Source organism: Leptospirales bacterium, from assembly GCA_019694655.1.
Classification (GTDB): domain Bacteria; phylum Spirochaetota; class Leptospiria; order Leptospirales; family Leptonemataceae; genus SSF53.
Map to the genome: position 1 here is coordinate 1 of JAIBBN010000022.1, position 16,635 is coordinate 16,635.

Consider the following 16,635-nt stretch of genomic DNA (forward strand, 5'->3'; position numbering starts at 1 on the left):
CGGGCTGAAAACTGCGCAGCTGCTGGCGAGCTTGCCAGTGCATCGGACCAATGCCGTCGGTCTGTAGGTCCGTAATGTGAGCGATCCTTACTGGCGCCGAGATGCGCCGATCCTCAATTGCGAAATGATCGGTCTGCAACTGTCTGGGTTCAATCGCTTCCGCGTACAGCTTCAGCAGCAGCAAGGCAAATGCCGCCAGGGCCAGCGCGGCGCGCGCCGCACCTGACCAGCGTCGAGCTATCAATATACAGCTGAGCGGCAGGGCCGCTGTCAGCATGGTCCAAAAGTAGTGAACCACGAGGAATCCAGCGTGCGGACGGGCCGCTATGAATATCATGGAGAGCGGGAAATGCAAGGCAAAGGCCAAAAGAGCGCTGCGTCCGGCGCTCTGCGCTGGCCCGCGCAGGCCGCGAAATAGCAGTGCGCATAGCAGCCAGACGACGCCAAATCCTCCTACAAAAGCCAGGTCGTAGCTGAGGTTCAGCGGACTCCAGTCATTCCAGTAGAAGTTCATGCGCTTGCTCCTCTGCGCAGCGCGGACGCTGCGTCACGATCCAGCATTGCCAGTGAAGATGGGAACGCAATGAAGCGGGAGTGAAGAGGGCATGAAGTTCGCTGCAGCGAGCTATTACAAATAGGCATAGTAAGAATAGGACATATCTATTTGCATTATGACTCGGAGCGTGCCATACCATTCCTCTGCCATTTGCAGAAGGAGAACTCTATGAATCCCTCCAATGCCGCCAGACTCTGGGCGGCCAATGCCGCCTACTACGATCCGGAACGACGGCGCTTGATTCCTTGCTTCGATGCCTTTTACGGAGCAGGTCTTAAATTTGCGGAATCCGAAACACACACGGCCAGCATCCTGGAGCTGGGCTGTGGAACAGGAATGTTCAGCGCCATGCTTCGCCAGCGTCATCCGGCGGCTTTGCTTACGCTGATCGATTCCTCGCCGGAAATGCTGCAAAAGGCCGGCCGACGCTTTGCCGGCGATGCGCGCGTTGTGTTACGGCAATGCGACTACAGCAGCGACGCTGATCGCCAGGCATTGGAAGGGGGGCAATTTGACCTGGTCGCCTCTGCGCTTTCCATCCACCACCTGGAGGATGAAGCAAAGCAATCGCTCTTCGCTGCAGCGTATCGCTGGTTGCGGCCCGGCGGTCGCTTTGTCAATGTCGATCAAGCGCGCGGAAGCGGCGCCTGGTTTGAACGGAGATTTGAGGAGGATTGGCTGGAGCAGGTACGGGCTACGGACCTCAGCGCTGCGGCAATTGCTGCGTCGCAGGAGCGGCGTAAACTGGACCGCAACGCCACGGTCGAGGAACAGCTTGGCTGGCTGCGCGCTGCTGGATTTCGCCACGCAGATCTGGTTTTTCGCGATGGGTTCTTTGCCGTTTTCGTCGCCCTGGCCTGACGACCTGCAGTCATTTGACCTGCGCCGCCGCGCAGATTCAGCGCGGCGGTAGCGAGGCGAAATAAGCGGAGAAGCGGCGTCGGCCTTGTGTGTCGAAGCTTCGCATTTCCTCGCGACCATCGGCATATAGCAGATGCCAGACAGTAACCACGCCGTCCACAGGCGGACCCGGCGGCGGATCTTCGGACTGAGCGCTTGAGCCTTCGACAGTAAAGCGCGAACCAATCGTTCCGGAGGCGTAGTAAGAGGGGAAGCTGAATTGCCGGAGATAAGGACCGCCAGCACCGCCCTGGTAGAAATTGTCGCCGTTGGCTACGCTGGGAGGCCCGACCGGCGAATAGCCGTCGGCAACGGCAGCCAGCTCAGCGGCGTTGGGCGTATTGGCGCCAGAGGTGTCCGGATACATGATATTGAGCGTAGAGGCAGTATGCTTGAGGCCCAGGCAGTGGCCCACTTCATGAGTAAAGACGGATTGCGCTTCCACGGATGAAGCTGATTGCTGAAAAGTGTCCAGCATTACGGCCGTTGTATCGACAATCTCGCCTGTTGCGGTGTAGTAGCGCGTGGCGCAAACGCCGATCACACCGCCAGAAAGCGGACAATTGCTGCCCTGCATATCCCCAGGCACCCCTTTGGCGGCACAGGTCGAACCGGCTACTGTAATCCAGTTCTTGGGATTGTACTGAAAGCTGCTGATCGTAGAGCGACCGCTGGCGCTGAGACCGGTCTGCAGTCCAATTTGCCAGGCATCAAGCGCATTGGCGGCTCGGTTGACATAGAGTTGTACGGGCGGCGGATTGTCGATGATCAAGTAGGCGACGAGAAAGGTCAGAAAGTCGTCGCTGCCATCTTCGCTGCTGGAACATTGCAACGCCCCGCACAGACTGCTACAAACTACTAGAATAAGTAATGCTCTTTTCGGCCTCATCGATGAATCTGCAATCGACGTCCAGCAGCCAGTTCTGGCAAGAAGCGATTGCAACCAGTATTTTGGAGCCGTCTGCATGGGAAGCAAGCGAATGTTCTCAATTCGACGCAAATTCAGGGCAATTGTCTGCAGTCTGTTCATGGGCCTGAGCGTCTGCCAAAGCCCTGCGGACGCACAAAGCGGGGGCCGGCAGTGGCAGGATGCAGATCTGCGACTGGATCTTCGCTCGGGATTTGTCAGCACGGCGCAAGCCTACAGCCATAGCATTGCAATCGTCGGCCCTCCAGGAGCGCGAGGCCTGGAGCTGGAGCTCAACGCCGGCTCTTACACTGGCGCAGTTTGCGCGAAAGCGATGATCGCGTTTGCGCTGGCCAGCAGCGCTTTTCGGACGCCCTGCGTCCCTTGATCGAGCAGGCATTGCGGCCGGGTTGCCCATCGCTTGCCGACATTCCGCTCAACGGGACGTAATCCAGCAGAGCGCCGCCATGATTCTGTCCGTCCCCAGCCGCAAAGCGCCGGACTTCAGGCCCTTTCCGCTGGCCGATAAGGCCGCTTCCGAGAGCATGGCCAGGGGCCGCACTTATGGACATTTACGAAGAATCCCTGCAGTTTCACCGCGAGATAGGCGGCAAACTTTCCATTGCTCCGCGCGCGCCCATTCGCAATCGGCATGACCTCTCCCTGCAGTATACGCCCGGCGTTGCCCGTGCCTGTCAGGAGATTGCGCTCGATCCCGCGCAGGCCTACCAGTTAACCATCAAGCGCAATACCGTGGCTGTGGTCAGCGACGGGTCTGCAGTACTGGGACTGGGCAACATCGGCGCACATGCCGCTATTCCGGTGATGGAGGGCAAGGCGGTTCTATTCAAGGAGTACGCTGATATCGATGCCTTCCCGATTTGCATCAGCACTCAGGATACCGGCGATCTCATTCAGATCGTTCGCAATATTGCGCCGGTATTTGGCGGCATCAATCTCGAAGACATTGCCGCCCCGCGCTGCTTTGAAGTGGAGGAGGCCCTGCAGGATCTAGGCATTCCAGTTTTCCATGATGATCAACATGGCACTGCCGTTGTCCTCTATGCCGCTCTGCTCAACGCGGCGCGCCTGGCGGAGAAGAAATTTTCAGAATTGCGCGTCGTGATCAATGGTTCCGGCGCTGCCGGCACGGCCATCGCCTATATGCTGCTGGGCGTCGGTCACGAGAGCGGTAAAACGGAGGCAGTGGCCGATGTGATCGCTTGCGATACCAAGGGAATCATCAGCCGCGATCGCGGCGACATCAAAAGCAATCCGGCCAAGGCGCGCCTGTCGCTGGCCACCAATAAGTGGGACCTGCACGGACAACTGGAAGACGCCGTCGCCGGCGCGGATGTATTTATCGGTGTAAGCGCGGCAAACCGCATGACCGTCGACATGGTCAAATCGATGGCGCCACGCTCGATCATCTTTGCTCTGGCCAATCCGATTCCAGAAATCATGCCTGACGTAGCGCTCGGCGCCGGCGCCTTTGTGGTCGGCACCGGCCGTAGCGACCTGCCAAACCAGGTGAACAATGTGCTTGCATTTCCCGGGATCTTTCGCGGCGCGCTGGACATACGCGCTCCGCGCATCACCAACCGCATGAAGCTGGCCGCCGCCAGAGCGCTGGCGGCCCATGTGCAGGAAATTGGCCCCGAAAGTATTATTCCTTCGGCGCTGGACAAAGTCGCTGCCAGTTCTGTTGCCAGCGCTGTAAAAGCGGAATGGGAAAAAGAGCGCGCCCAGGTCTGAGCCGCCGGCGGCTCAGTGCGTCAGCCGGAACATAGCGCCAGAATCCAGCTCAATCTTTTCGTCGGCTTCGGCCGGACTCAGTCGCGGACCTGGCAACTCGTCATAAAGGGCCCGAATCATTCGCCAGTAGGCCGGAACCAGGCGAGGTTCCCCGTAGCGTTCGCCATATGCGTGCGTGGCGCCGCGCAGCCCGCTATCGACGGCCGCCCATGTTGAAGCGCCGCTGATTCGCCAGAGCGGCTCGCCGTCGGTACAGCTCAAGAGCGTTGAGACAACGGCAAGCTGCACTTCATCGTCAGCGATTTGCAATTGCTCAATTTTGCTGCTCAATACTGCGTCTGCACTCCGTCCGCCGAAGCGTTGCCGGCAAAGGGTCGGCGGATTGCCGGCAGCGACCGAGACGTTAGCGGCCTCGGAGACAGGGCTTCCGCCGAGGATCAAGTATTCGCTGTGATGAGCTAGATAGTCGCGCAACATTCCCAAATACATCCACTGCGCCGCCGCCGACATCTCGGCGGGTCCGGCCAGGCTCAGAGCGATACGCTTCTGCGCTGCGGCGCCATCCGGCGCAAAACGAGGATGCGCGTAGCGCGACTGTACTACACAGGAAAAGAGCAACAGGGCGGCAGGCAACGCAGCCAGGCGGCGCGACGCGTTCCATTCTGGAAGCAGACGAATCGTTTTCATATTTTTGCAGATTCCTGAGCAGCAAGTTCCTCTTCATGGCGCCGAGCCTGCAGTCTGGCCTGATGGGCGCGCTCGCGGAGCGCCGGTGTAATCGGTTCCAGCGTACGTAGCAGAGCAGGCAAGAAGATCAGGGTAGCAATCATCATTGCTGTTAGACCGGCGACGGCCAGCAGTCCCATCGAACGCAGTCCTGGATGCGAGGTCAGAGCAATCGCGCCCCAGCCGGCCAGAGAGGTTAGTATGGAGCCGAGTGCAGCGGCGCCCGTGCGGTAGATAGTGCGAAATACATCGCCGCACTCCAGATAGCGATGGAAGATAAAGATTCCGCTATTTACGCCGTAGCCAAAGAGGATGGGAACAACCACGATGTTGAAATAGTTCAGAGAGATCTTGAACATCCCAAGAGCGCCGGCAGTGAGGACAATACCCGCTGCCAACGGGGCCATGGCAATTAGCGTAAATGAAAATCGACGCACGCTGATGGCCAGCATCAAGATAGTCAAAAGCAAACTGGATATCAAAATGGTACGCAGTTCGCGTTGTACGATTTCCATGAATTTGGCGAGGATGGAGTTGGCGCCGGCGGCGCGACCTTGCAGTTTGTGCGCCTGCAAAGCCTGCAGTGAATCGAAGGGACGGCCGTTCAACAGCGTTTGCACGGCCAGCTGCGAAAGTCCAACGCTGCGCCGCAAATAACTCTCATCGGCAAGGTTGGCTACTAGCAGTGCGCCCTGAATGTCGCTCTCGCTGAGATCCAGACCCTCGATGCCGGCGACCGGCTGAGGAATCCGCGAACCGCGCAGGGCCATTCCGCGGCTGGCAGCAAACGAGGGGCCAAAGTAGGCCAGATCGCGAATGCTCTGTCGACCAATGACCGGAAAGCGCACCAGTTCGATCAGTTTGCCAAAAGTCTGTACGCCCGCGGCATCATCGAGCTGGTCGATGATCGGATAGATGATGGTAAGCCAGACCTCTTCGCGGACATCAGGGGCCTGACGGAATGGCGCCAGTGCAGAAGAAGGTACATCTTCGATGCGGAAGGTCGGTTCATTGATCATTGAAAGCGCGTAATGATACAGTCCGCGGTATTCTTCGGGAACCGCGCCGGGCGGGATAGCGCTGCTCTCCGCCAGAAACTTCTGCATCAGACGATGGTTTTCCAGCTGCTGGGTGCGCGGCGGCACAAAGGTAAAGGGCGAAATTACCTGAGCGATCGACTTGCGTTGTTCGTCGGTCAGCGGTTCCATCGCTTCCCAGAGGGCGCGCGTTTGGTCGAGGTCGGGCAGGGCGATTACTGACGGCGATCCTGCCACATCAAAACGGACGGAGAGTTCGTCGGTCAAACGATCGGCAGGTACGCTTTGATCAACCATCGTGCTGGCGCGGCCGTCGAAGGAAACGCGGCTGGCAAAGAGCGCTGCAATGGTCAGCAGCGCCATCAGTGAAATCAAGGTGATGCGCACTACGCGCGGCCCGCTCAGTCGGTGTTTCAGCCGTTCCTCGTTGCGAGCATAAACCTTGCGAGCGCTGGCATCGCCAAGCAGTCCCGGCTGCAACTTGAGCATCAGAGCCAGAAAAATCGGCGTTACAAAGAACATACACAGCCAGGTAAAGAGCAGGCCATAGGCTGAAATCAGGCCGAGCTGGCTGAAGCCGCCAAAGGCGGAAGGAATCAAAGTTGCGAAAGCGGCAATCGTCGTGGCGGCGGAGAAGGCAGCCGCGGCGCCAGAGTGCCAGATCGCCTGCGCCACCGCCTCGGGAAAGGCAAGGCCCTCGGACAATTCCTCGCGAATCCGATACACCAGATGAATGCCAAAATCAATGCCAAAACCAGCCAGGATGCCGCCAAAAATTGACGTTAGGACGTTCAATTGTCCAAGCACATAGCCTGTGAATCCGGCGGCGATTGCGATTGAATAGAGCAGGCCAAGCATCAGCGCCACTACGGCGCCAATGCGACGGATGAATGCAGCCAGGACCAGCGCGACGCCGGCCAGCGCAATCAGCGTCGTTGGCGCGAGACTGTTTCGAATCGAATCGTAGCCTTCTACATACAACGTATAGTTTCCAGCAAATGCAGTCTCGATGCCTCGATCCTCCAGTTTCAGCCGGGTTACGGCCATCTGAATGCGCTGGATCAGGTCGCGGCTGCGCGCCAGATCATCCGAGCCAAAGACCGGCTTGATGCCGATTACCAGCATCTTCTTATCGATGGAGATGTTGTATTCGTCGCTAATATCCTTTTTGCCGACAGTGCGATAACGATCAATCAAGTCGCCGACGTCCAGGCGATAGCCGGGTTGACCGAGGTCGACGTAGAAGGGGCTGGCGCGCTCTACCAGTTCGTCGCGCTTCAGTCCAATGCGTCGAAAGCCCTCGCGTAAATCATTTGTACGTACAAAGTACAGAGCCTTGCGCCGCATCAGGTCCAGTTCAACCTTGTAGGATGCATACTGGACGTCGGGCATCTGCTGAATCAATGCGCCGAGCTCTTCAGCGGCCTGCTTCAAGCTTTGCGATTGTGCGCGATTGGCGGGCAGCAACCGGCGGTACTCCTGGCGCGCACGCTCCAGCAATGCGTCGCCCTCGGCGCGCGAGCCAGCGCGGCGCAGATCCAGTCCGCGGTAGAAGAGTTCATCGCCGGCATCGCGATCCTTCATGCGCAAAGCCACGGACAGATAGCCGGCGCCGCCCAGCAAACGGGCGACGCGAATCGATTCGGCCACAGTCGGATCGCTGGCCGGCAGCAAATTTAGCTGGTTCGAGTCGATGGTCAACCGCATCGCGCCGTTGACAGCAACTGCCAACAGCGCCATCACAACCAGCAGGCTGCGCCACGGGCGCGAAAGGTAGTAGACGCAAAAGCGTCGCAATCGTTGTCGAATCACAATATCAGTGCGACTTGTTGCGCAGCTCTTCGACCAGAGCGTTCAGTTTTTCCAGAACCAGGTCGATGCCGCCCTGCCGCAGCAGCGGTTGGATTTGACGATCGCGCGAACTCTGCATGCTGGATACGCCCTGCGCATTCAGAAAGTCGACCACTTGGTAGCGTCCTGCCGTTTGTTCCAGCACCCAGCTGAATCGGGCGCGTTCGCTGCCCAGATAGGCGATGGAAGAAGGAATGCGCACACGCCCTCCCGTGAAGGCCGGCGCACCGTAGCTGATATCGATATCCTTAAAATAGCCGCGGGCCTGAGGAAAGGCGTTGAGGCGAATGTATTCGCTCAGCAACTCCTCAAAACGAGCGCGCTTCTCCGGGGGCGTGCGTGAATACTCGGCGCCCAGCAATTGCTGGGCGAGGGCCTGCATATTTACAAGCTGCAGGGCACGATCGTCTCTTTCGTATCGAATGAATCCAACCAGCCGTCGAACGGCGGCCACGGCCGGATGATCGTCCGCACCGCCACCCGCCTGAAAGTCCTCGTCCTCGGCGCTGGCGCAGGCGGCCAGACCTGCTACAATGATCAAAGCTGCGATGGAGCGGGACCATCGGCTGCAAGCGCGTTTCCTGGTCAGGATATTCAGACGGAAGCTGGGCATGAGTTTGGGCTCTCCTCGATCGACGAACACATGACTGCGCCTGGCTTGCGCCGACGCAGCCACTTTTTTAGGCCGAGCCTGGGTTTCCTTTTCTTGTGGTCGTGAAGGCGGCGGCAATGCTTGCTGACTCCAGGATGACACAAATTGATCGCAGCGCTCCTGTTCTGGTCACCGGCGGGGCTGGTTTTATTGCGTCGTGGATTGTCCGCTATTTGCTGGAGGATGGATTTGTCGTCCGGGCCACGGTACGCAACCCGACCGATGAGCAACGGCTGACCCATCTAAAAGAACTCGGTCAGAAGTATCCCGGCAAGCTTCAGCTATTTGCAGCAGACCTGTTGCAGGCCGGCGCCTTTCAAGAAGCGATGCAGGGCTGCCAGCTAGTGATGCACACAGCATCGCCCTTCATGATCACGGGCATCAAGGATGCACAGAAACAATTGGTTGAGCCGGCCGTACAGGGCACGCGGGAGGTGCTGGAAGAGGCCAATCGTTGCGTCTCGGTCCGGCGAGTCGTTCTAACCTCAAGTATCGTCGCCATTATGGGCGATGGCGCGGACGCTGCTCAAGTCGACGGCGGCGTATTCAATGAGACGCACTGGAATTTCAGCAGCAGCTTGAAGCGGCAACCCTATGCTTTTTCCAAGAAACTGGCGGAGGAGGAGGCCTGGAAAATCGCCCGGCAACAGCAGCGCTGGGATCTGGTTGTCGTCAATCCAGCATTTGTGCTGGGTCCGGCGCTGTCCGGTCGCGCCGAATCAGTGAGCATCAATTTCATTCGGTCAATGACCAATGGCGAGTATCGTCCTGGCTGTCCTGATTTGACGATGAGCATTGTCGATGTCCGTGATGTGGCTCGCGCTCACATCCTCGCCGGCCTGATTCCGTCGGCCAGCGGGCGCCATATTCTGGCGGCGGACACAGTGCCAATGATCGAGCTGGCCCGGCAACTGAGCGCCCACTACGGCCGGCGTTTCCCCCTGCCAACGCGGGTGCTTCCGAAATTCATGCTCTACTTGATCGGGCCTTTCTTTGGGTTGAGCTGGGATTATATTTCGCGCAACGTAGGCGCGCCTTACTCCTTCGATGCCAGCTACAGCAAGAAGGACCTTGGTCTGGAGTATCGACCGATCCAGCAAACCCTGGTCGATGCGGTGGAACAAGCGCTAAGCGCCGGCCAGGTCTAATAGCAGCTGCCGTTTCGCCTCTGTGGCAAAACGGCTTGCCTCTGCATCCTTAGCGGCGCTGGCTGGCCTATGGCCGGCAGCGCTCATTTTCCCTTTGAAATCGAAGAACGCAAACGCGGCAAGGTTGCCATCCTTACAATTCACGCGATCGATCCCAACAACACGCTGAGCGGCGCAATGCTTCCGGAGATGCTGCAAAGCATGAAAGAAGCCTGCGCTGTGGCCGATGGCATTCTGGTGCGCTCGGCGCATCCAAAATTTTTTTCCAATGGTCTTGATGGCAAACTGCTGCTGGACTCGTCGCCTGCCGAACGCTTGAAGACTATTCAGGGCATGACGCGCTTCCTGGGCGAGCTGCTGCGCATTGAGAAGCCCTGGATCGCTGAAATCGCCGGCCATGCCATGGCCGGCGGCGCCGTGATTTCAGTCTGCGCCGACTATCGTTACATGTTGAAGGACAGCGGTCGGATTGGCTTTTCCGAAATGGCCGTGGGCCTGCCCTTGCCGCGCGTCTATACCCATTTTATGCATCGCCTGGTCCATCCGCGAAATGTGCGCGAAATGGTGGAGGGCATGGCTTACAAACCGGAAGAGGCGCTGGCCGCTGGCTTGATCGATGGCGTCGAGCCAAATCTTGAAGCGCTGCGCGCTGCCTGCATGAAGCGAATGGATGCAATTCTGCGCCTTGATCAGGAAGCATGGATCCTGACCAGGAAGTCCTATCGATCGGCAATCTTACACGACATTGAACGCGATGAGCCCGACGATCTGAAGTACATTGAATGGCTGATTCAGCAACCGGTGTTTGAGAGAGCGCTGAACAATATCGCTGGCCGCAATCGCTGAGCTTTCGTCTGGTTTTTCAACGGCGCTGCCGCTCAGCTCAAGGTTGAAGACGAGTGCGATCCCATTGCGATCCGTGGCGCCGATAAATCAGACGATCGTGCAATCGTCCGCTGCGTCCTTGCCAGAATTCCAGGCTGTGCGGCAAGAGCCGAAAGCCGCCCCAGGCGTCAGGCAATGGCGTCTCTTCCTCCGGAAAACGGCTTTCAGCCGCGGCGAAGCGGCGATCCAGCGCTTCACGGTCTTCGATCGGCGCGCTTTGCTGCGAGGCATGGGCCCCCAGCCGGCTCTCTCGCGGTCGTGTCCGAAAGTAGTCGGCAGATTCTTCACGACTGACGCGCTCTACGCGGCCTTCGATACGCACCTGCTTCTCCATCTCGCGCCAGTAAAAGCACATTGCAGCGCGCGGGTTGGAAGCCAGATCGTCGCCTTTTCGACTGCCATAGTTAGTATAGAAAACAAAGCCCTTGTCGTCGGCTTCCTTGAGCAGCAACACGCGAGCGGAGGGTTGGCCTTGATTGTCGGCGGTGGCCAGGGTAAAGGCGTTAGCCTGTGGTATTTCCAGACGCAGCGCCTCTGAGAACCATTCTTGAAAGAGGGCCAGCGGATCCCCGCCCGCTTCCGCTTCCTTCAGTTCGCTCTTGTTGAATACGCAGGGCAGGCTGCGTAGAGTATCACGATCTACGGCCATGGCAACGGACCTCAGTCCTGCATACTGAGGCTGCGCGCCGTCAGCGACTCGGGCAGAGCAAGCGCTGACTGGAAATGAATGCCAGCCATGGTAAGCTGTTCGTGCTCGCCTTCTGCCGGAGCAGTCCACACGATATCTCCGCGAAATTCAATCGGCTCTTTGAGGTGCCGACTGAGAATATTGCCGCGCTCGATTTGCCGGCAATCGTCCGGGATTTCCACGTTCCCGGGAATCAGTACGCACAGCCCATCCTCAGAGATGTTGCCCAGCATTCCGGAAAAGAAGCTGTCTCCGGCCAGCAATTGCACCGAGTAATCTTCAAAATCGCGCGGCGAAACGCGCGGATAGGCTCTTTCGCTCCTCATTCCGACCTCGCCTGAGACTGCACTCAGTCTCTAACGGGAAAATCGACAGTCGCCGGCCGAGGGGCAAGTCCTTTTTTGTGCAGTGCAAAAAAGATTGTGATCCAGTCTCAATGCCTGGCCGGGCGCCAGAAAAGCGGATGCCAGTGCTGGCATCCGCTCTGTGCGCTTCAAAAATCAGGCGAAGCTGCGCCGCGAAAGACCACATTCAATGCGCTTAGAACGGCGGTCGTGATGCTTACGCCGTCGCCATCTGCCGCGCCGCCCAATTCGCCAAAGAGCGCATTGACGCTTGCCACAGTCGGATAGTTCGGGTCGAGGTCTGTAGTAACGCCCTCCTGAACAAAATATCTACTGGAATCGGATGCAAATCCGTTGGCGTTGATGTTGAAATAGGCGTTGTTCAGCGGATTTGCGCCGCCGCACACTGTTGCGGCGATCGCGTTGTCGTTGAAGCCAAAGCGCGCCGTGGTATAGAATGGATTTGCATTTCTGGCAATGAAAGCCATGGCGTAGACATCGGCATTTCCGCCAGCGCAGGGGTTGGCAATCGCTATAGCGGCGCCCTTCACGCTGACCAAGCCTGAAACGCTGTTCGGATCGACTTTGAATCTTCCAGCGGTCACGGCGCCGGGATTCTCGATCGGTCCGTTCCAGGAACAGACCATGAAGCCATTGCTTGCGCCTCCGCTCATTGCACATTCGATTTTGTTAGAGCCAGCGGGGTTGACCGTTGCGTCCACGACGTTTGGCTGCCAGATCACCAGCGCCTCGTTCCTGGCAGTGGCGCTATCGAAATACAATTCGAGAAACTTCACTCCATCGTTGCGCCACGCTTCAAAGCTCACGTTGTAGCTTCGCGCGCCCAGGGCGGTGCTGGTAACGGAGCTGCTGAAGTTCGGATTCAACTTGATCTTTAGATTCCCCGAAGTGGTGCGCAAGATGCTGCTCTGGCTGAGCGCTCCGGAATTTTGCAGACCGACAATGATCCGGTCTACGCCTCGAGTCACATCGTTGATGAATGTGGTCACGCCACGTACGCCGTCCCAGCTGGAGGAAGCGGCAAATACCGGCGCCAGTCCAGACAGCTGTAAATCGCCGGTGGGCAAGAATACCGACGGGTCCGTTCGGCGTTGCTTGTAGCTGGCGGATACGCCAAAAAAAGCCGCCGCGACGGCGAAGGCTGCGACCCATACCTTGATTTTTCGCAATGCATTCATGTTCTTACCTCGTGGCCATGCCGAGCGGTATGGTAATGAAGAATCCTGAGCTTTGCGACTGCAGCGCCGCAAGTCCCAGCAACAGTAGAAGCTCATCATTGTTTGAGTCTTCCTTTTGACAGCCGCTCTGGATTGTCAGAGCGACTGCTATGAACAGCGTTACCGCTGCGGTTACAATCGCCCTGCGGCTCAGGGGAATGATCTTTGGTATCATCTTGACACATCTCCTGCTGCGATCCGCCAGCAGACCGCACGTCAGCAGTAGTCCGCCGCCGCCAGTTCCGTACCAAAAAAAGTCCAGAGGCGCTTACAGCGAAATCGGACAAAAATAGCGGGGTTCTACTTGGACCTTCCAAAAAAATGGTTCCGCTGGGGGATTGCTGGACTACGGCAAGAGCCGGCGCAAGCACGGATTGCGTCATGGAATCGGAGGCTGTTCCAGACATTGCTGAGTTGTATCGAACCCATCGCCGGGCGCTTTGCTCGCGACTGACACAGATGTGCGGCGACGCTGACCTGGCTGAGGAACTGACGCAGGACGCTTTTCTGGCGGCGCGCCGCTACCTTCACACTTTTCGACCGGAGAAAGGCGACGCACGCTCCTGGATATTTGCGATTGGCGCCAATCTGGTGCGACGGCGCCAGCAGCGTACGGCGGGAAGGGAGAGTGTTGGGCTGGACATTGAGCCAGCGGATATGCGGCCAAATTTTGGCGAGGCTGCGGAACGCCGGGAGCGCGATCAGGCGATCGGCGAAGCTCTGGAATCCCTGCCGGAGCCGGACCGCAGCCTGTTGCGCTGGAAATACTATGAGAACCTGTCGCTCAAGGAATGCGCCGAACGATTGACTATGCCGCCAAGCACGGCCGCCCGACGCTTTGCAGACGCGCTGAAGCGAATGCGCGCTGCATTGCAAAGCAAGGGTTTTGAATTCGAGGGAGGGCTGTAATGGAAAAGATTCCAAAAGCAACAGCTCGCGCCGAATTCGAAACATTGCTCGGTCGATTGCTCTGGAACGATCTGGATCGTTACGGGAAACGACGTCTGCTGCTGTTGATTCTTGCCAGCGAGGACTTTGCCCGCGAGTTTCAGGAGGCCTGCGAGCTGGATACACAGCTGCTGTCCGCTACGCCTGCAAACTCGGCTCTGGCCGCAGCCGCAAGCGCCAGGCGCAGCCATTTTCAAGAATCCGCTTCGCGCCGTCGAGGCGGCGCTCGACGCGGGCCCTGGCAATGGGCGCTGGCCGCTCTTGTTTTTGGCGCGATGGCCCTTGGTCTGTGGTTGTCGCGCCAATCGATTGAAACTTTGTTCAGGCCACAGACCACCGTCGCCTTTGGCGAGTACTGCCGGCGCGAAAATGGCATCAGACCTGGACCGCTGCTGGCCGGGAACTATGCCGGCTGGATGATTGGCAACGCCAGTCCTTCCCATTTCTGCGAATTGCGCCTGGCATCCGGATACGTTCTGGTGCGACTCTTTCCAGGTGCGCTCAGCCGAATCTACCAGAGCGAAGGTCGAATCCAGCTTCGTCTGGAAGAAGGACGCCTTCTGGCGATCGGATTGCGGTCGGGCGCCGACCGCGAATTTGAACTCTACAGCGGCGCCGCGCGCGTACGATTGATTGGCACTCGCGTTTACTTGAGTCGTACTAACCATCATCTGCAAGTATCGGTGCTGGAAGGCCGGGCCTCGCTGCAACAGGATCCGCTGTTTCTGGCGCCTCCGGCCGGTCAGGCATCGCTGCGCGAGGCGCTGGCCCAGCCGACTTCCACAGAATCGTTACAGACCATTGCCGATGGTCAAAGCGTATCGATTGAGGAAGACGCAACGCAGCTTGCAAAGGCGCGTCAGGCTTTACTGCGCGCACCGCAAGGCGACGCCGCTGCCGATCCCGGCAATTCCAGTCCGGACCGCGCTCAGTTGCAGAGCTGGCGCCAATCGCTCTCTGCGGAAGAGTTGCGAGCCCTGCAGGGACTGAACTCGGATTCACGCGTGGTTCAACTGGATGCCGGGCACAGTCGACTCTTGCAATCGCTGAGCGAGGCGGCTGAAATCACGGAATCGCAGCACAGGGAGCTTGGCGAGGCGCAAGAGTCGTCCTTGCCTCGACATCGTGCACGCACCGCAGCCGGCTCGCCTCATCGAATTCTCTTAGTCGACGGCCGAATCCTGTATGGTCGCGCGGTGCAGGAGGGCGAGTCGCTGCGCGTTTTTGATGCAAGCGGCGGCGTCCAGTCGATCCCGCTGAGTCAGGTGCGGAGTGTTGAAAGCCAGTGAATCCGCATCCTACAGCTGCCGCCGTTTTGTGCTCGGCTCTTTGCCTCGCCATAGGTTTCCGCGGACTAATTGCCGATACCGTCGTGTTGAAGGATGGCCGGCGCTTTGAAAACGTTCGCACCAGACTTGGTCGTCGCGTGGTAGAGGTGCAAACGGAAGATGGGCGACGGTTGAATTTTCCGGTAAGGTCGATGCAATCTCTGCGCTATGCGCCGGTGCAATGGGCGCCCGGTGCAGTTGACAATCAAACAGCATCGCCCTCGGTCCGTGAAGCCGATCGCCAATCTGGATCGAACGATGTAAGCGAAACGGCGTCCGTGGCGTCGTCGTCGACGATCGGTTCGTCTGAACCAGCCGTCGTTCCCGGCGCTTGCCGCAGCGAGTTTCCTTTTCTAGAAGGTCTGATTCCCATCTGGACGCCGCACTATTGTGCGGGACGACCCTACTGGGGCTTGTTTTTCTCAGCCAGCGAATCTCTGCTCTTGTGGCAGGCCTTATTGTGGCGTAACGCTCCGGTTCTTCAGAATGACGACTTTGGATATACTGTTACGGGGCTGGCCGGCGCCAATGCCCTTCCGTCGGGCACAGGCGAACGATTTGTATTTCTTTACTATTGGTTTGATCAGGGCGCAAGGACTGTGCGCCACCCGCTTTCCAGCAAAGGTTACTTGAGTGAAGCTGACTACCGCAAGCGGCGCAATGCGTCCCTTGGCCTGTTACTTTCGGCGCTGCTGCTAGACGGATATCTGGCCTGGCTCTGGCAACCCGATTCAGCCGCCGGAAACGATGCCAGCAGTGCGGCAACCGTTGATCTGCAGCTTTTGCCCATCGGTCGCGACCAATCGCTTAGCTTTGCTTTACGCTGGCGATTTTGACGCCGGCCTGACCCGGATTGGCTTGCCCCTGGCCCGCTTTTGCCCGAAAATTGGCGGGGAACAGATGAACAATTTAAACATCAAGGACCCAGAACTCAGCGTCATTGTACCCTGTTTGAACGAGGCGCGCTACCTGGCGGCAACAGTCGCTCGCTTGCGTCAGGTCGGCGGCGCCGAAGATTACGAGCTGATTGTGGCCGATTCTGGATCAAGCGACGGTACGCCGGAGCTTGCACGCCAATTGGGGGCCCGGGTCCTGGCCGATGCGACAATTGATTGTCGCGCCGACGCCTGCAATCTTGGCGCTTCCCAGGCCCGCGGTCGCGTGCTACTTTTTCTCGACGCCGACAGTGAAGCGCCGGAGGAAATGTTCTTACACATCCGCAGGCTTCTGGCTGATCCGCGCGTTATCGGCGGCGCTTTTGAATTCGCCCTGAGCGGACCAGGAATTCCCTTGCGAATTGTTGAGCTGGTCAACCGCCTTCGCTACCGGATCTGGCGGCGATACTATGGCGATCAGGGGCTCTTCGTGCGCACGGAAATCTTTCACCAGGCTCAAGGCTTCCCCCGGCGCCGCATACTGGAGTCCTCCGACTTGTGCAAGAAGCTGGGGCAATTTGGTCAGTTGCGTCTGGCGCCAGCCAGAATGTTTACTTCTTCGCGACGCTTCAGAGAAGGCGGCGTATGGCGCGTATTTGGCCGCGATATTGCAATTTGGTTTTTAGACCTGATCGGTTTGCCGACCGATCGCTATGGCGCCGCTTACTGGCGTCAAAATCGCGAACGTCGCTAAAAACGCCGGCCGTCGCAGAAGCCTCTCCGGATCCGACCTTCAG

The 16,635-nt window shown here is 58.5% G+C and carries 18 protein-coding genes; 9 read left to right on the plus strand and 9 right to left on the minus strand.

Features of this window, described 5'->3' with window-relative positions:
* The coding region (locus K1X75_17330) for a hypothetical protein (GenBank protein MBX7059829.1) at positions 1 to 514 on the minus strand (514 nt) is incomplete at its 3' end.
* Positions 515 to 724: 210 nt separating this feature from the next.
* On the opposite strand from K1X75_17330, the gene K1X75_17335 reads away from it, so the two are divergent.
* A complete protein-coding gene (locus K1X75_17335; protein MBX7059830.1) occupies positions 725 to 1,417 on the plus strand; it encodes a class I SAM-dependent methyltransferase in 693 nt (230 codons plus the stop codon).
* 37 nt (positions 1,418 to 1,454) lie between these two features.
* Here the strand turns inward: K1X75_17335 and K1X75_17340 are convergent, their stop codons facing one another.
* Complete coding sequence (locus tag K1X75_17340; protein ID MBX7059831.1) at positions 1,455 to 2,345, minus strand: matrixin family metalloprotease; 891 nt, start codon at positions 2,343 to 2,345, stop codon at positions 1,455 to 1,457.
* A 91-nt stretch (positions 2,346 to 2,436) separates the two neighbouring features.
* Here K1X75_17340 and K1X75_17345 point away from each other — a divergent pair, with 91 nt between their 5' ends.
* Complete coding sequence (locus K1X75_17345; protein MBX7059832.1) at positions 2,437 to 2,751, plus strand: hypothetical protein; 315 nt, start codon at positions 2,437 to 2,439, stop codon at positions 2,749 to 2,751.
* A 176-nt stretch (positions 2,752 to 2,927) separates the two neighbouring features.
* Positions 2,928 to 4,118: an NADP-dependent malic enzyme gene (locus K1X75_17350; protein MBX7059833.1), complete on the plus strand. Its 1,191-nt coding sequence runs from the start codon at positions 2,928 to 2,930 to the stop codon at positions 4,116 to 4,118.
* Between the two features lie 12 nt (positions 4,119 to 4,130).
* On the opposite strand, the gene K1X75_17355 is transcribed toward K1X75_17350, so the two are convergent.
* Genes K1X75_17355 through K1X75_17365 form a run of 3 tightly spaced genes read right to left on the minus strand, consistent with a single transcriptional unit; the run spans position 4,131 to position 8,345 of the window.
* Positions 4,131 to 4,805, minus strand: a complete 675-nt coding sequence (locus K1X75_17355) for an MXAN_6521/LA_1396 family lipoprotein (GenBank protein MBX7059834.1) — start codon at positions 4,803 to 4,805, stop codon at positions 4,131 to 4,133.
* Positions 4,802 to 7,693 carry an MMPL family transporter gene (locus K1X75_17360; protein ID MBX7059835.1) on the minus strand — a complete coding sequence of 964 codons (2,892 nt, stop codon included), beginning with the start codon at positions 7,691 to 7,693 and terminating at the stop codon, positions 4,802 to 4,804. Before K1X75_17360 ends, K1X75_17355 begins: the two co-directional genes overlap by 4 nt.
* Before the next feature lie 4 nt (positions 7,694 to 7,697).
* A complete protein-coding gene (locus tag K1X75_17365; protein ID MBX7059836.1) occupies positions 7,698 to 8,345 on the minus strand; it encodes an ABC transporter substrate-binding protein in 648 nt (215 codons plus the stop codon).
* Between the two features lie 134 nt (positions 8,346 to 8,479).
* On the opposite strand from K1X75_17365, the gene K1X75_17370 reads away from it, so the two are divergent.
* Positions 8,480 to 9,532: an NAD-dependent epimerase/dehydratase family protein gene (locus K1X75_17370; GenBank protein MBX7059837.1), complete on the plus strand. Its 1,053-nt coding sequence runs from the start codon at positions 8,480 to 8,482 to the stop codon at positions 9,530 to 9,532.
* Positions 9,533 to 9,601: 69 nt separating this feature from the next.
* Positions 9,602 to 10,378, plus strand: coding sequence for an enoyl-CoA hydratase/isomerase family protein (locus tag K1X75_17375; protein MBX7059838.1), 777 nt, complete (start codon positions 9,602 to 9,604; stop codon positions 10,376 to 10,378).
* A 37-nt stretch (positions 10,379 to 10,415) separates the two neighbouring features.
* On the opposite strand, the gene pdxH is transcribed toward K1X75_17375, so the two are convergent.
* The 4 genes from pdxH to K1X75_17395 all read right to left on the minus strand — a co-directional run bounded on the left by pdxH (position 10,416) and on the right by K1X75_17395 (position 12,862).
* Positions 10,416 to 11,066 (minus strand): pyridoxamine 5'-phosphate oxidase, encoded by a 651-nt coding sequence (gene pdxH, locus K1X75_17380; GenBank protein MBX7059839.1) that lies wholly within the window; start codon positions 11,064 to 11,066, stop codon positions 10,416 to 10,418.
* An 11-nt stretch (positions 11,067 to 11,077) separates the two neighbouring features.
* Positions 11,078 to 11,431, minus strand: coding sequence for a PilZ domain-containing protein (locus tag K1X75_17385; GenBank protein ID MBX7059840.1), 354 nt, complete (start codon positions 11,429 to 11,431; stop codon positions 11,078 to 11,080).
* Between the two features lie 167 nt (positions 11,432 to 11,598).
* The gene (locus K1X75_17390) at positions 11,599 to 12,648 is read right to left on the minus strand and encodes a hypothetical protein (protein MBX7059841.1); all 1,050 of its coding nucleotides are present in this window, start codon (positions 12,646 to 12,648) and stop codon (positions 11,599 to 11,601) included.
* 4 nt (positions 12,649 to 12,652) lie between these two features.
* Positions 12,653 to 12,862, minus strand: coding sequence for a hypothetical protein (locus tag K1X75_17395; GenBank protein ID MBX7059842.1), 210 nt, complete (start codon positions 12,860 to 12,862; stop codon positions 12,653 to 12,655).
* Positions 12,863 to 13,068: 206 nt separating this feature from the next.
* Here K1X75_17395 and K1X75_17400 point away from each other — a divergent pair, with 206 nt between their 5' ends.
* From K1X75_17400 to K1X75_17415, 4 genes are all read left to right on the plus strand, one after another.
* A complete protein-coding gene (locus tag K1X75_17400) occupies positions 13,069 to 13,596 on the plus strand; it encodes a sigma-70 family RNA polymerase sigma factor (GenBank protein ID MBX7059843.1) in 528 nt (175 codons plus the stop codon).
* Positions 13,596 to 14,924 (plus strand): FecR family protein, encoded by a 1,329-nt coding sequence (locus K1X75_17405; GenBank protein ID MBX7059844.1) that lies wholly within the window; start codon positions 13,596 to 13,598, stop codon positions 14,922 to 14,924. Before K1X75_17400 ends, K1X75_17405 begins: the two co-directional genes overlap by 1 nt.
* Positions 14,925 to 15,007: 83 nt before the next feature.
* Entirely contained in the window at positions 15,008 to 15,799 is a 792-nt protein-coding gene (locus K1X75_17410; protein ID MBX7059845.1) for a hypothetical protein, read from the plus strand.
* Positions 15,800 to 15,863: 64 nt separating this feature from the next.
* A complete protein-coding gene (locus K1X75_17415; GenBank protein MBX7059846.1) occupies positions 15,864 to 16,592 on the plus strand; it encodes a glycosyltransferase family 2 protein in 729 nt (242 codons plus the stop codon).
* The last annotated feature ends 43 nt before the right edge of the window (positions 16,593 to 16,635 follow it).

Excerpts from the sequence above, each read along its gene's own strand:
- K1X75_17335 (MBX7059830.1), top strand. The coding sequence starts at position 725 with ATGAATCCCTCCAATGCCGCCAGACTCTGGGCGGCCAATGCCGCCTAC.
- K1X75_17340 (MBX7059831.1), bottom strand. The coding sequence starts at position 2,345 with ATGAGGCCGAAAAGAGCATTACTTATTCTAGTAGTTTGTAGCAGTCTG.
- K1X75_17345 (MBX7059832.1), top strand. The coding sequence starts at position 2,437 with ATGTTCTCAATTCGACGCAAATTCAGGGCAATTGTCTGCAGTCTGTTC.
- K1X75_17350 (MBX7059833.1), top strand. The coding sequence starts at position 2,928 with ATGGACATTTACGAAGAATCCCTGCAGTTTCACCGCGAGATAGGCGGC.
- K1X75_17355 (MBX7059834.1), bottom strand. The coding sequence starts at position 4,805 with ATGAAAACGATTCGTCTGCTTCCAGAATGGAACGCGTCGCGCCGCCTG.
- K1X75_17365 (MBX7059836.1), bottom strand. The coding sequence starts at position 8,345 with ATGCCCAGCTTCCGTCTGAATATCCTGACCAGGAAACGCGCTTGCAGC.
- K1X75_17370 (MBX7059837.1), top strand. The coding sequence starts at position 8,480 with ATGACACAAATTGATCGCAGCGCTCCTGTTCTGGTCACCGGCGGGGCT.
- K1X75_17375 (MBX7059838.1), top strand. The coding sequence starts at position 9,602 with ATGGCCGGCAGCGCTCATTTTCCCTTTGAAATCGAAGAACGCAAACGC.
- pdxH (MBX7059839.1), bottom strand. The coding sequence starts at position 11,066 with ATGGCCGTAGATCGTGATACTCTACGCAGCCTGCCCTGCGTATTCAAC.
- K1X75_17385 (MBX7059840.1), bottom strand. The coding sequence starts at position 11,431 with ATGAGGAGCGAAAGAGCCTATCCGCGCGTTTCGCCGCGCGATTTTGAA.
- K1X75_17390 (MBX7059841.1), bottom strand. The coding sequence starts at position 12,648 with ATGAATGCATTGCGAAAAATCAAGGTATGGGTCGCAGCCTTCGCCGTC.
- K1X75_17395 (MBX7059842.1), bottom strand. The coding sequence starts at position 12,862 with ATGATACCAAAGATCATTCCCCTGAGCCGCAGGGCGATTGTAACCGCA.
- K1X75_17400 (MBX7059843.1), top strand. The coding sequence starts at position 13,069 with ATGGAATCGGAGGCTGTTCCAGACATTGCTGAGTTGTATCGAACCCAT.
- K1X75_17405 (MBX7059844.1), top strand. The coding sequence starts at position 13,596 with ATGGAAAAGATTCCAAAAGCAACAGCTCGCGCCGAATTCGAAACATTG.
- K1X75_17415 (MBX7059846.1), top strand. The coding sequence starts at position 15,864 with ATGAACAATTTAAACATCAAGGACCCAGAACTCAGCGTCATTGTACCC.